Genomic DNA, 13,566 nt, shown 5'->3' with positions numbered 1-13,566 from the left:
ATTTCATTGTCATGCCGCCTTAGCGTGACAACCCTGGAGTGTCTGGTTTGATTGTCTTCCGTTACCTGTCCCGAGAAGTGCTGGTTACCCTGAGCGCTGTCAGTGCTGTGCTGCTGGTAATCATCATGAGTGGCCGCTTCATCAAATACCTGGCCCAGGCCGCATCGGGCATACTCGATCCGGGCGTGCTGTTTCTGATCATGGGTTTCCGTCTGCCGGGCTTCCTGCAACTGATCCTCCCCCTGGGGTTGTTCCTCGGGATTCTCCTGGCGTACGGCCGGTTGTACCTCGAAAGCGAAATGACCGTACTGGCCGCCACCGGCATGAGCCAGCAACGCCTGCTGCTGATCACCCTCGCCCCGGCTGCGCTGGTCTCGCTGCTGGTTGCCTGGCTCAGCTTCAGCCTCGCCCCCCAGGGCGCGACCCAGTTCCAGCTGCTGATCAACAAGCAGGACGCGATGACCGAATTCGACACGCTGGTGCCGGGTCGCTTCCAGCTTCTGCGTGACGGCAGCCGCGTGACCTACACCGAGACCATGAGCGACGACCGCATCAACCTGGGCGGCGTGTTCATCTCCGAGAAGAAGCTCGACGAGAAGAAAGACCACGGCATCACCGTGCTGGTCGCTGAAAAAGGCCGGCAGGAAATCAAGCCCGATGGCACGCGATACCTGATTCTCGATAACGGCTATCGCTACGACGGCAACCCCGGTCAGGCCGATTACCGCGCGATCAAATACGACACCTACGGCGCCTTGCTGCCCAAGCCGGACATCAGCGATGAGATCACCGACCGCGATGCCATCTCCACCAGCGAATTGCTGAATGGCGAAGACACCCTGCGCAACAGGGCCGAGCTGCAATGGCGGGTTTCGCTGCCGATCCTGGTGTTCATCGTGACGCTGATGGCCGTGCCGCTGGCCCGGGTCAACCCGCGTCAGGGTCGCTTCCTCAAGCTCCTTCCGGCGATTCTTCTTTATATGGCTTATCTCACCATTCTGATTGCTGCGCGCGGTGCGCTGGAGAAGGGCAAGATCCCGATGGGCCTCGGCCTGTGGTGGGTGCATGCGCTGTTTCTGGCCATCGGACTGGCGTTGCTCTACTGGGAGCCTCTGCGCCTGAAGATCGCAAGTCGCCGCAGCGTGTCGGGGGTGGCTCATGGTTAAGCTTGATCGTTACATCGGCAAAAGCGTGTTCATGGCGATCCTCGCCGTACTGGGGATCATCCTCGGGCTGGCCTCGCTGTTCGCCTTCATCGACGAGATGGCCGACATCAGTGACACCTACACCTTCTGGGACGCTGGCAGCTTTGTCGTGATGACGGCGCCGCGCCGCCTTTACGACATGCTGCCGATGGCCGCGCTGATCGGTTGCCTGATCGGTCTCGGCGCGCTGGCCAGCAGCAGCGAACTGACGATCATGCGTGCCGCCGGTGTGTCGATTGGCCGTATCGTCTGGGCGGTCATGAAACCCATGCTGGTGCTGATGGTGGCCGGGCTGTTGATCGGCGAGTACGTTGCGCCGGTAACCGAAGCCTCGGCCCAGGCCGCACGCTCGCTGGCTCAAGGCACCGGCGACGCGCAGAGCGCCAGGCACGGTCTGTGGCACCGTCAGGGTGAGGAGTTCATCCACATCAACACGGTGCAACCGAACGGGCTGCTGTATGGCGTCACCCGTTACCATTTCGACGACCAGCGCCACATGCTGACGTCAAGCTTCGCCAAGCAGGCCAACTTCAAGACCGATTACTGGTTGTTGAAAGACGTCACCACGACGGTGTTCCACGACGGCCGCACCGAAGTGGTCACCGCCCCTGAAGAGCGCTGGAACGTCGCGTTGAGCCCGCAGTTGCTGAGCACGGTGGTCCTGCCGCCTGATTCGCTGTCGATGACCGGACTTTATGGCTACGCGCGTTATCTGGCCGATCAGGGGTTGAACAACGGTCGTTACTGGCTGGCGTTCTACACCAAGATTCTTCAGCCGCTGGTGACTGTGGCGCTGGTGCTGATGGCGATCTCCTTCATCTTCGGGCCGTTGCGCTCGGTGACGTTGGGGCAACGTGTCTTCACGGGCGTGCTCGTGGGCTTCACCTTCCGCATCGCTCAGGATCTGCTGGGCCCGTCGAGCCTTGTGTTCGGCTTCTCGCCACTCTTCGCCGTGCTGATTCCGGCAGGTGTATGCGCCCTGGCGGGCATCTGGCTGCTGCGTCGCGCTGGCTGATACCTGCTGCGTTCAGAAAAGCCGACCCCAGGGTCGGCTTTTTTGTGGGCGCATTGCACAGGTAGGGGAAGTCCGCGAGTGCGTTTCTCCACTGAACTGCGGCTGATGATCAGCTGCGGATGTACGCGAAACTCTGTAGGAGCCGGCTTGCTGGCGAACGCGTCGTGTCAGTCGCTGGATGGCACCGGTTGATCGGTTTCGCCAGCAAGCCGGCTCCCGCGGACCGTATCTCTCCGGTAAATGGTGGGAGTGTCGGCTTTTCCTGGGCGGGCTCACTTGTTGGTTCTGGGGACTCGCACCAGTTGTGTCTCGGAATACAGGTCATGCCAGCAGCGTTTCTGTGTGTCGTACAGGCTCCAGAAGAAACCCAGCCCGATACACAGCCACGATGCGATGGCGACGACGAAGCGCAGCAGTGCTTGCCACAGGCTGATGGCCGTTCCATTGGCGTTCTGCACGCGTATTCCCCAGACCTGCATGCCCAGGGTCTGGCCCGCGTGGGTCCAGAAATGGGCAAAGAAGCCGAACAGCGTGATCAGCAAAATCGAGGACAGCAGCGGGTCGGCATCAAGAGCGCCGGACTCGGAGAGCTGGCGCAGTCTGGCTTCGCCGACAACCCCCATCCAGACCAGCTTGTAGAGGAAGGTGGTGACCATCATCAGCGCCACGCACAGCAGCGCGTCGTAGCTGATCGCAGCCATGCGCCGGCCCAATCCCACGGCGGGAAAGTCGCCTTGGGGGCGTAACACCTGCGCGTCATTGTCAGCTGAGGTCATGGCAGCGCTCGTTCACACGGGAGCGGGCAGTTTACGGAATCACAGGCCAAAAAAAGCCCCTGATGTTGGCCATCAGGGGCTTTTGCGTTGCTAATCAGGCTTCAGCTTGTACTTCGTCAGCCTGCATGCCTTTTTGGCCCTGCACCGCGACGAACGTCACTTTCTGGCCTTCTTTCAGACTTTTGAAGCCGTTGCCTTGAATAGCGCGGAAGTGGACGAACAGATCCGGACCGCTTTCAGGAGTGATAAAACCAAAACCTTTTTCATCGTTAAACCACTTAACGGTGCCGCTCTGACGTGTAGACATTTTCTTATTCCCAAGCGCATAAAATTAATGACAGTCTCTTTCACACGAAAGAGTACTGGGCTGGTTGCAGGAAGAAGAAACGTAGAGCGGGATGTAGCATTGCTTTTGGCGCTACTGCCCGGGTCACGATCCCAGCGACCCATGCAAACACAGTCGAGAAACTCTACGCTAACTCTCGTCGAAAAAACAAGCCCCGTTTGGGCCAGTATTCATGGGGGGTTTCGGCTTTTTTAAAAACATTAACCACGTTCGGGAGATCGATAGTTTTTACTGTTTAGAGGGTTATCGAAGTTCAATATTTTGACAGTTTTGAATGCACTTAACGCTGGCGTCAGACTGCGGCACTCGCACAGTTTAATGCACTGTTGCGGTGCCGCATTTTTTGACGATGTTACTTAGCCGCGGAAGTAACGTGGCGGAACGAAAGGGGTTTTCGTCACTTGCATAGGAACCTTCTTGCCGCGGACGATTGCCCAGACCGGTGTTTCCAGCGCGGTGAAACTGGCGTTGACATAGCCCATCGCCAATGGCGCGCTCAGCGTCGGGCCAAAGCCGCCGCTGCAGACTATCCCGATGGTCGTTCCATCAGCGTCAACGATTTCAGCGCCCTCGCGCACCGGCGTACGTTCTTGCGGCAACAGGCCTACACGTTTGCGCGCCGCACCGCTTTGGTGCTGGGCGAAGATCTTGTCGGCACCGGGGAAACCCCCTGCACGCGCACCGTCGGCACGACGCACTTTGGAAATCGCCCACAGCAGGTTCGCTTCGATCGGCGTGGTGTCGGCGTCCATGTCATGGCCGTAGAGGCAAAGGCCGGCCTCCAGTCGCAGCGAGTCGCGCGCGCCCAGGCCGATCGGCGCCACTTCAGGCTCCGCGAGCAGTCGACGCGCCAGGGATTGCGCCTGATCCGCCGGCACCGAAATCTCGTAACCGTCTTCACCGGTGTAGCCCGAGCGGCTGACGAAGCAGTCGATGCCGTCGATCTTCGTCGAGGTGTACTGCATGAAGGTCATCTTCGCGACTTCCGGCGCCAGCCGCGCCAGTGCGGTGACGGCATGCGGACCTTGCAGGGCGAGCAATGCGCGTTCGTCGAACAGCGGCTTGATCTCGCACTGGCCGCCAATGTGTTGCTTCAGGTGCGCCAGGTCTTCGTTCTTGCAGGCGGCGTTGACCACCAGCATGAGCTGATTGTTACCCAGGTTGGCGACCATCAAATCGTCGAGAATGCCGCCGTTTTCGTTGGTGAACATCGCGTAGCGCTGCATGCCGACCGGCAGATCGATGATGTCTACCGGCACCAAGGTTTCCAGCGCTTTCGCTGCGTTCGCCCCGCTCAACAGGATCTGACCCATGTGCGAAACGTCGAACAGGCCGGCCTGATCGCGGGTGTGCAGGTGTTCTTTCATGACCCCGGCGGGGTACTGAACAGGCATGTCGTAGCCGGCGAATTCGACCATTTTCGCGCCGAGTTCACGGTGCAGGGCGTTGAGCGGGGTCTTCAGCAATTCGGTGGTCATGGGGGACTCCTTGAAAGCGGTTCCGGGTTCCCTGCGCAGGGCAGGGAATCCAATGAATTCGGGCTGATGTCAGCACTCGATGATGTTCACGGCCAGCCCGCCACGGGCTGTTTCCTTGTATTTGCTTTTCATGTCGGCGCCGGTCTGGCGCATGGTGCGGATCACTTTATCCAGCGAGACAAAATGCTGGCCGTCGCCGCGCAAAGCCATACGCACGGCGTTGATGGCCTTCACCGAACCCATGGCGTTGCGTTCGATGCACGGCACTTGAACAAGGCCGCCGATGGGGTCGCAGGTCAGACCGAGGTTGTGTTCCATACCGATTTCAGCGGCGTTTTCCACTTGTTGAACGTTGCCGCCCAGAACTTCGCACAGCGCGCCGGCCGCCATGGAGCAGGCCACGCCGACTTCGCCCTGACAGCCGACTTCGGCGCCGGAGATCGAGGCGTTCTCTTTGTAGAGAATGCCGATGGCCGCCGCCGTGAGCAGGAAACGCACGACGCCATCCTCGTTCGCCCCGGTGATGAAGCGCGTGTAGTAATGCAGCACCGCCGGAATGATGCCGGCCGCGCCGTTGGTGGGCGCGGTGACCACACGGCCGCCGTTGGCGTTTTCTTCGTTGACCGCCAGCGCGTACAGGTTGACCCAGTCGAGCACCGACAATGCATCACGCAGCGCGGCTTCCGGGTTTTTGCACAACTGGCGATGCAGCGCTGCCGCACGTCGTTTGACCTTCAGGCCGCCCGGCAAGATGCCTTCGTTGCGGCAACCCGCTTCGACGCAGTCCTGCATGACCTGCCAGATGTGCAACAGGCCTTGGCGGGTCTCGGTCTCGGGGCGCCACGCGGCTTCGTTGGCCAGCATGATCTGGCTGATCGAAAGCCCGCTGGCGGTGCAGTGTGCCATCAGATCCCGTGCCGTTTTGAAGGGATACACCAGCGGCGTCTGGTCTTCCACGATGCGGTCTGCGCCAGCGGCTTGCTCATCGACCACGAAACCCCCGCCGACCGAGTAATACTCTCGGCTGCGCACTTGCAGGCCGGAGGCATCGAAGGCACGGAAAATCATGCCGTTGGGGTGGTAGGCCAAGGGTTTGCGGATCATCGCCAGGTGATGCTTTTCGATGAATTCGATGCTGTGCTGGCCGAGCAGGTTCAGGCGTTCGCTGCTGCGAATCTGTTGCAGCCGAGCCGCCACAGTTTCGGTATCGACAGTGTCGGGATGCTCACCTTCAAGGCCCAACAGTACGGCTTTGTCGCTGCCGTGGCCTTTGCCGGTGGCGCCGAGTGAGCCGTAAAGCTCGACTTTGACGCAGATGATGGTTTCCAGCAGGCCATCGCGCTGCAAGCCTTCGGCAAATCGCGCCGCCGCTCGCATCGGGCCCACCGTGTGGGAACTGGAGGGACCAATGCCGATCTTGAACAGGTCAAATACGCTCAGCGACATGATTGGGTTCCGGGATTGTTCTTATTAGGTAAAGTCCCTGTGGGAGCCGGCTTGCTGGCGAACGCGTCAGATCAGTCAACATGAATGTTTATGATGAACGAGTTCGCCAGCGAGCTGGCTCCTCCAGAGATCGGCGCTCTGATGCAAACACATCGGAGCGCCTGGAACTGCCGCTTATGCGTAGTCTTCGATGGACGGGCAGGCGCAGATCAGATTGCGGTCGCCGAACACGTTGTCGACGCGACCGACCGGCGGCCAGTATTTGCTTTCGATTAACGACGCCACCGGGTAAACGGCTTGCTCGCGGCTATACGGATGGCTCCATTCGCCTACCAGCTCAGCGGCAGTGTGCGGCGCGTTTTTCAGCGGGTTGTCGTCCTTGTCCAGCACACCACTTTCGACCGCGCGGATTTCTTCGCGGATCTTGATCATGGCGTCGCAGAAGCGGTCCAGCTCCTCTTTCGATTCGCTTTCGGTCGGCTCGATCATCAACGTGCCCGCGACCGGGAAGGACATGGTCGGGGCGTGGAAGCCGAAGTCGATCAGGCGCTTGGCGACGTCATCAACGCTGATACCGCTGGTTTCCTTCAGCGGGCGCAGATCGAGAATACATTCGTGCGCAACCAGGCCGTTGCTGCCGGTGTAGAGCACGGGGTAGTGCTCTTCCAGACGACGGGAAATGTAGTTGGCGTTGAGGATCGCCAGTTGCGAGGCGCGCTTGAGGCCTTCGCCGCCCATCATGCGGATGTACATCCAGGTGATCGGCAAGATGCTCGCGCTGCCGAACGGCGCCGCGCAGACCGCGCCTTCCTTGCGCTCCATTCTGGCGTGACCCGGCATGAACGCCGCCAGGTGTGATTTCACGCCGATCGGGCCAACGCCCGGGCCGCCGCCGCCGTGGGGAATGCAGAAGGTTTTGTGCAGATTGAGGTGCGACACGTCGCCGCCGAACTTGCCCGGCGCGCAGAGGCCGACCATGGCGTTCATGTTGGCGCCGTCGATGTACACCTGGCCGCCGTTGTCATGAACGATGCCGCAGATTTCGCGGATGCCTTCTTCGAATACGCCGTGGGTCGACGGGTAGGTGATCATCAGCGCCGCCAGGTGCTCGCGGTGCTCGACGGCCTTGGCGAGCAGGTCTTCGATATCCACGTTGCCGCGGGCATCGCAAGCCGTCACGACCACGCGCATGCCGGCCATGTTGGCGGTGGCGGGGTTGGTGCCGTGGGCCGATGACGGAATCAGGCAGATGTCGCGACGCTCATCGCCACGGCTCTGGTGGTAAGCGCGGATCGCCAGCAGACCCGCGTACTCGCCCTGGGAGCCAGCGTTCGGCTGCAGGGAGATCGCGTCATAGCCGGTGGCGGCGCAGAGCATCGCTTCCAGTTCATCGGTCAGTTGTTGATAACCGGCGCTTTGCTCGGCCGGGGCAAACGGGTGCAGGTTGCCGAACTCGGCCCAGGTCACCGGGATCATCTCGCTGGCAGCGTTGAGCTTCATGGTGCACGAGCCCAGCGGGATCATCGTGCGATCCAGCGCCAGGTCCTTGTCCGCCAGGCGACGCAGGTAGCGCATCAGCTCGGTTTCGGAGTGATAGCGGTTGAACACCGGATGGCTGAGGATTGCCGACTGGCGCTTCAACTCGGCAGGCAGGCGCGCTTCCACGCTGTCAGCCAGCGCGGCGAAATCAGGCAGGGCCTGACCTTCTGCAGCGAAGAGAGACCACAGCACTTCGACGTCGGCTTGCTTGGTGGTTTCGTCCAGCGAAACGCCCAAACGCTCGACGTCTACTTCACGCAAGTTGATCTCGTGTGCCCGCGCCTTGGCGTGCAAGTCGGCGGTCTTGGCGCCGGTGTTCAGGGTGATGCTGTCGAAGAAGAATGACTGCTCGGCCTTCAAGCCCAGCTGGCTCAGCCCTTCGGCGAAAATCGCGGTCAGGTGATGCACGCGGTTGGCGATGCGCATCAGGCCACGCGGGCCGTGGTACACGGCGTACATGCTGGCGATGTTGGCGAGCAGAACCTGCGCGGTGCAGATGTTGCTGGTCGCTTTCTCGCGACGAATGTGTTGCTCGCGGGTTTGCATGGCCAAGCGCAGGGCAGTCTTGCCGAAGCGGTCGATGGACACACCGACCAGTCGGCCGGGCATGTCGCGCTTGTAGGCGTCGCGGGTAGAGAAGTAGGCCGCGTGCGGACCGCCGAAACCCAGCGGCACACCGAAGCGCTGCGCACTGCCGATGGCCACGTCAGCGCCAAATTCGCCGGGCGGGGTGAGCAGGGTCAGGGCCAGCAGGTCCGCTGCCACGGCGACCAGGGCGTTGGCGGCATGGAAGCGCTCGACCAGTTCGCGGTAGTCGAACACGTCGCCATTGCTGGCGGGGTATTGCAGCAGCGCGCCGAAAAACTCGCTGGCATCGGTCAGTTGAGACTCGTCCGCGACAACCACTTCAATGCCCAGCGGCTCGGCGCGGGTTTGCAGCACGTCGAGGGTCTGCGGGTGGCAATGGGCGGAGGCGAAGAACTTGTTGCTGCTCTTGTTCTTGCTCAGGCGTTTGCAGAAGGTCATGGCTTCGGCGGCGGCGGTGGCTTCGTCGAGCAGCGAGGCATTGGCGATCGGCAGGCCGGTCAGGTCGCTGATCAGGGTCTGGAAGTTCAGCAGCGACTCCAGACGGCCTTGGGAAATCTCTGGCTGATACGGCGTGTAAGCGGTGTACCACGCCGGGTTTTCCAGCAGGTTGCGCAGGATCGGCGCCGGCGTGTGGGTGTTGTAGTAACCCTGGCCGATGTACGTTTTAAACAGCTGATTCTTGCCGGCGATGGCTTTGATGTCGGCCAGCGCGTCGGCTTCGCTTTGCCCGGCGGACAAGCCGAGAACGCTGGTGCCTTTAATGGATTCAGGGATGACGCTGGCAGTCAACGCATCGAGGGAGTCATAACCCAGGGTGGTGAGCATGGCTTTTTCATCAGCGGCACGCGGGCCGATGTGGCGGGCGATGAACTCGTTGGCGGTGCTCAGTTCAATACGGTCAGTCATTGCGCGCTCCTCAGGCTTCGGCGTTGGCTTTGATCAGACGATCATAGGCGTCTTGGGTCAGCAATTGGCCGACAGCATCGGGATTGGAAGGAATAAAGCGGAAGAACCAGCCTTGGCCGAGCGGTTCTTCGTTGACCAGTTCGGGGTTGGCGTCCAGCGCGGGGTTGGTTTCGACGACTTTGCCATCAAGGGGCATGTACACGCCGCTGGCGGCTTTGACCGATTCGACGGTGGCCGCTTCTGCGCCCTTGTCGTAGGACTGCAGCTCCGGCAGTTGCACGAAAACCACGTCACCCAGTGCATCCTGCGCAAAGGCGGTGATGCCGACTGTGACGCTGCCATCAGCTTCGGCGCGCAGCCACTCGTGGTCTTCGGTAAAACGCAACTCGCTCATGAAATCTCCCCAGATGGCAAATCGCCCGTTATGCCCGGGCGTGATGGGGGAGTGCATAGCAAGTTTGCGGCCAAGGTGGGGGAGGGTGCCGTAAACGTTGGTTTCGGGCGATGGCTGTGTGTTTTCGCGGGGCAGCTGCTGGAACGAAATCGATACGCGGTACGTATGTTCAGGCAGGGGTGAATGAGCGACGGCCTACGGGACCTGAGGTGCGGGCGGTTGGAATGATTTCAATACGGTGTTTCGAAATCATTCCACGCAAGTGCGCTCTCATTCGCAGTGAATCCTTTTAATCCGGATCTTTCACGCTTATGCCATTCAGGAACAGATCTACCAAATGCCCAATACGCGTTTTAGATGAACCGTCATTTTCAATCGCGAGGGAAATGGCAGTTATTACGTAAATGAAATCCTCGTAAGTGACGTCGCGGCGGATGGTGCCTGCCTCTTGTCCACGCTTGAGGAGTCGATGCCCTTCTGCGGTGATCGCAGTACACCCTGGCGTCCCGCACTGGAAAACCATCCCGATCGAAGCAGCAAGGCTTTGATAAGTGCTCGTGTCCTTGGCCAGCTCCTCTAAATAAGCTCGCACCGCCTCGCCAGGGGTGAGATCCGGGTCGCGCGCACGGCTGGTCTCCGCCAGCGACAAGAAACGCTCATTGCTGGTAGCAGCCAACAGTGCCTCGCGCGTGGGAAAGCGACGATAAAGCGTACCGATGCCAACGCCTGCGCGCTTGGCAACTTCTTCCAAAGAAACGCCCGCTCCTTTTTCCAGGAAAAGCGCCTCGGCGGCAGTAAGGATCAGTTCGCGGTTTTTCTGCGCGTCAGCCCGGAGGCCAGGTTCAGTACTCAATTTTTTTCCTCTTTCGCTTGTCAAGCGGAGGCTACCTCCATATCTTATGTGGAGCAATCCTCCACTTATTAGATGGGTACCGGGAAATGACTAGGCGCTTCGAAAACAAAGTCGTAGTGATAACGGGTGGCAGCGATGGCATCGGCCTCGCAACGGCGAAACTTTTCGCCACCGAAGGTGCATACGTATACATCACAGGGCGCCGGCAGGAACTGCTCACCGAAGCCGTCAACGAAATCGGCCACGGGGCGGTCGGTGTGCAGGGTGACGTCGCCAACGCTGCTGATGTCGCTCGGCTTTACGATCAAATCCAGCGCGACCACCAAAAGGTCGATGTCGTGTTCGCCAATGCGGGCATTTACGAGGGCGCTCCACTCGATGCGATTGACGATACGCACTTCGACTCGACCTTTAACGTCAATGTCAAAGGCATGGTATTCACCGTGCAAAAAGCGCTGCCACTGATGAAAGCGGGAAGTGCCGTCGTCCTGAACGGCTCCATCGCTGGCAGCAAGGGCCTGCCAAACCAGTCTATTTACAACGCCAGTAAGGCGGCGGTGCGCTCGTTCGCCCGAAGCTGGACGAATGAACTCAAGGAGCAAGGCATTCGCGTGAAAGTGGTCTCGCCGGGTGGAACGGAAACACGCATGATCCGAAGTTACCTCGACTCACAACCAGAGGTCGAAGAGGCGCTGAATAAAAGCGTTCCGCTTGGGCGGTTGGGGGAACCGAACGAGGTAGCACGGGCAGTCCTCTTCCTGGCATCGAGCGAGAGCAGCTTTGTCGCTGGACATGAGCTTTTTGTCGATGGCGGTGTGGCCGCCATCTAGGCCTCGGGCTAATTTCGTCGAGCCCCATACCGGGTAATGCAATATCGAGCGTAGTCGAGAAGTCTTGAGCGACTGCGCGGCCTGTGTGCGACAGGACATCTCGTCCGGGTGTATCACTTTTCAGTCTTTCCCCGGAATCCCGTATTTCCGCAAGCGGTGGGCGATCGCCGTGTGGGATGTCTGTAGTCGCGCGGCCAATTGGCGCGTCGAGGGATACTGGCTGTAGAGCTTTTCCAACAGCGACTTTTCAAAATCCTCGACCGCCGCTTCAAGGCTTTCGATTTCGCCATCACTGCCCCTCGCCACCGACGTGCCGGCGATGTCGAGGTCGCCGATGTCGACCAGCGAGCTGTCACAAATGGCCGCTGCGCGGAAGATCACGTTCTGCAACTGGCGAACGTTGCCCGGCCAGCGATTGCCAAGGAGGGCAGGGTATGTAGTCGGCGCAAGGCGGCAGACCGGTCGCTGAATCTGCGTGCAGGCCTGCTCCATGAAATAGCGCGCCAGCATCAGGATGTCCTGACCGCGTTCACGCAGCGGTGGCACGTCCAGGTTGAGCACGTTCAGGCGATAAAAGAGATCTTCGCGAAAAGTGCCCTCCGCGACCATTTTCTCCAAGTCGCGGTGGGTGGCGCTCAAGATGCGCACGTTGACCTGCACTTCCTTGTCGCCGCCTACCCTCCGAAAGCTGCCGTCATTGAGAAAGCGCAGCAGTTTGGCTTGCAGGTATGGCGACATTTCGCCGATCTCGTCGAGAAACACCGTGCCCTTGTTGGCGAGTTCCATCAGGCCGGGTTTGCCGCCCCGTTGAGCGCCGGTGAAGGCGCCAGGTGCGTAACCGAACAGTTCACTTTCGGCGAGGTTCTCCGGCAACGCCGCGCAGTTCAGTGCGAGAAAAGGCGCTCCGTTGCGCGCGCTCACTGCATGACACGCCCGCGCCACCAGTTCCTTGCCCGTACCGGTTTCGCCCTGAATCAGCAGCGGCGCGTCCAGTGCCGCGACCCGCTGTGCGCGGGCTTTAAGCGTGCGGATCGGTGCTGAGTCGCCTAACAGCGCATCGAAGCCTTCGGCGTGATCGTGATGCAGTGCGGACAGGCGTTCGCCGATTCGGCTCGGTTGATAAAGGGTCAGCAATGCGCCCGCGTTGGTGATCGGCGTCGCGTCCAGCAGCAAGGCTTCGCCGTTCAGCGTGACTTCCCGCAGCGGCAGGCGAAAGCCGTTTTCCAGCAGCGCCGATTGCAGGCCCGCATCGGAAAACAGCTCGCCAATCGACTCGCCCGTCGGTTCCCGGCCATACAACGCAACCAGCGCCGGGTTCGCCAGCAACACATGGCCGGCACTGTCGAGGGCAAGCACCGGGTCGGTCATCGCTGCCAGCAGGGCGTCGAGCTGCAAGTGGCGGCGCTGGCCGGGAAGGATGTCGACCACCGTGATCGCTTCCACGCCGCGCACGCGAAACAGCCGGTCCTTGAGTTCTTCAAGCACGTCATGGCTCAGCGTCGGCGCGTCGATATAGACGTTCGGCGGCACCATTTCCACGGCATCGAGGTTCAGGTTGCGCGCGCCGAGGATGGCCAGCACTTCCTGGGTGATGCCGACGCGGTCAATGAACGTGACGTGAATGCGCATGGGGAGGGATAGGGTTCGCGGGAGTGAGGTGGGCGATTATGCCAGTAATCTCATTGCCCATCCCGAGACCGTGAAAGCGCGCTGGTCTATTCCAGATGCTCCGGCTTCACCGGATCACCGGATTTCATGTCGAGCTTGTGGCGGATGTCCTCGAACATCTGGTCGTACTCGCCGTGCATCGCGTGCAGGTCGGTGGTTCTCGGCAGGCCATGCTTCTCGAGTCTGCGCGAGGCCTCGCTGGCGAAGTTGTAGGCCTTGTCCTTGGGCAGTTCGAAAGTTTCATTGACCGCCTGGCCACTGATGTCGCCTTCCAGGGTGAACTGCATGCCCGGACCCGAATCGGTCTGGCTGACTTCGTAACGGATATGAAGGTCGTAGCCGACATCGTGTGGTTGCAGAGCGGGGTGGACGATGTGCAGATGACCTGGCTCGAACATGACGATGGCTCCTGGGAAAGTGAATGCACCTAAGAAGACAGACCCATGGGGCCGCCTCGGGTTCATACGCGACGCGAGGTTTGTGGGACCGGCTTTAGCCGGGAAAGCGTCAGACGTCACACCC

The 13,566-nt window shown here is 60.5% G+C and carries 12 protein-coding genes; 3 read left to right on the top strand and 9 right to left on the bottom strand.

Features of this window, described 5'->3' with window-relative positions; all coding sequences use genetic code 11:
- The first annotated feature begins 47 nt into the window (after nt 1-47).
- A complete protein-coding gene (lptF, locus tag L4G42_RS11245; RefSeq protein ID WP_237250698.1) occupies nt 48-1,166 on the top strand; it encodes an LPS export ABC transporter permease LptF in 1,119 nt (372 codons plus the stop codon).
- Complete coding sequence (lptG, locus tag L4G42_RS11240) at nt 1,159-2,220, top strand: LPS export ABC transporter permease LptG (protein WP_237250699.1); 1,062 nt, start codon at nt 1,159-1,161, stop codon at nt 2,218-2,220. The genes lptF and lptG overlap by 8 nt, the downstream gene beginning before the upstream one ends.
- 272 nt (nt 2,221-2,492) lie before the next feature.
- Here the strand turns inward: lptG and L4G42_RS11235 are convergent, their stop codons facing one another.
- From L4G42_RS11235 to L4G42_RS11205, 7 genes are all read right to left on the bottom strand, one after another.
- Nucleotides 2,493-2,996, bottom strand: a complete 504-nt coding sequence (locus tag L4G42_RS11235; protein WP_237250700.1) for an RDD family protein — start codon at nt 2,994-2,996, stop codon at nt 2,493-2,495.
- 94 nt (nt 2,997-3,090) lie between these two features.
- The gene (locus L4G42_RS11230) at nt 3,091-3,303 is read right to left on the bottom strand and encodes a cold-shock protein (RefSeq protein ID WP_003227496.1); all 213 of its coding nucleotides are present in this window, start codon (nt 3,301-3,303) and stop codon (nt 3,091-3,093) included.
- 395 nt (nt 3,304-3,698) lie between these two features.
- Nucleotides 3,699-4,820 carry a glycine cleavage system aminomethyltransferase GcvT gene (gene gcvT, locus L4G42_RS11225; protein WP_237250701.1) on the bottom strand — a complete coding sequence of 374 codons (1,122 nt, stop codon included), beginning with the start codon at nt 4,818-4,820 and terminating at the stop codon, nt 3,699-3,701.
- A 69-nt stretch (nt 4,821-4,889) separates the two neighbouring features.
- On the bottom strand, nt 4,890-6,266 hold the full coding sequence (locus tag L4G42_RS11220) for an L-serine ammonia-lyase (RefSeq protein ID WP_237250702.1): 1,377 nt from the start codon (nt 6,264-6,266) through the stop codon (nt 4,890-4,892).
- A gap of 174 nt (nt 6,267-6,440) precedes the next feature.
- Complete coding sequence (gcvP, locus tag L4G42_RS11215; protein ID WP_237259586.1) at nt 6,441-9,299, bottom strand: aminomethyl-transferring glycine dehydrogenase; 2,859 nt, start codon at nt 9,297-9,299, stop codon at nt 6,441-6,443.
- Nucleotides 9,300-9,309: 10 nt separating this feature from the next.
- Complete coding sequence (gcvH, locus tag L4G42_RS11210; protein WP_237250704.1) at nt 9,310-9,693, bottom strand: glycine cleavage system protein GcvH; 384 nt, start codon at nt 9,691-9,693, stop codon at nt 9,310-9,312.
- A 289-nt stretch (nt 9,694-9,982) separates the two neighbouring features.
- Complete coding sequence (locus tag L4G42_RS11205; RefSeq protein ID WP_237250705.1) at nt 9,983-10,546, bottom strand: TetR/AcrR family transcriptional regulator; 564 nt, start codon at nt 10,544-10,546, stop codon at nt 9,983-9,985.
- Between the two features lie 86 nt (nt 10,547-10,632).
- Here L4G42_RS11205 and L4G42_RS11200 point away from each other — a divergent pair, with 86 nt between their 5' ends.
- Nucleotides 10,633-11,376: an SDR family NAD(P)-dependent oxidoreductase gene (locus tag L4G42_RS11200; RefSeq protein ID WP_237250706.1), complete on the top strand. Its 744-nt coding sequence runs from the start codon at nt 10,633-10,635 to the stop codon at nt 11,374-11,376.
- 120 nt (nt 11,377-11,496) lie between these two features.
- Here L4G42_RS11200 and L4G42_RS11195 read toward each other — a convergent pair whose 3' ends face one another.
- Both L4G42_RS11195 and L4G42_RS11190 read right to left on the bottom strand, forming a co-directional pair.
- On the bottom strand, nt 11,497-13,005 hold the full coding sequence (locus L4G42_RS11195) for a sigma-54-dependent transcriptional regulator (RefSeq protein ID WP_237250707.1): 1,509 nt from the start codon (nt 13,003-13,005) through the stop codon (nt 11,497-11,499).
- Between the two features lie 86 nt (nt 13,006-13,091).
- On the bottom strand, nt 13,092-13,442 hold the full coding sequence (locus L4G42_RS11190) for a DUF5064 family protein (RefSeq protein ID WP_237250708.1): 351 nt from the start codon (nt 13,440-13,442) through the stop codon (nt 13,092-13,094).
- Between the last annotated feature and the right edge of the window lie 124 nt (nt 13,443-13,566).

This window comes from Pseudomonas petrae (genome assembly GCF_021728295.1).
Classification (GTDB): Bacteria; Pseudomonadota; Gammaproteobacteria; order Pseudomonadales; family Pseudomonadaceae; genus Aquipseudomonas; species Aquipseudomonas petrae.
The sequence above is the reverse complement of the archived record's forward strand: the minus strand, read 5'-3'. Positions and strand labels throughout refer to the sequence as shown.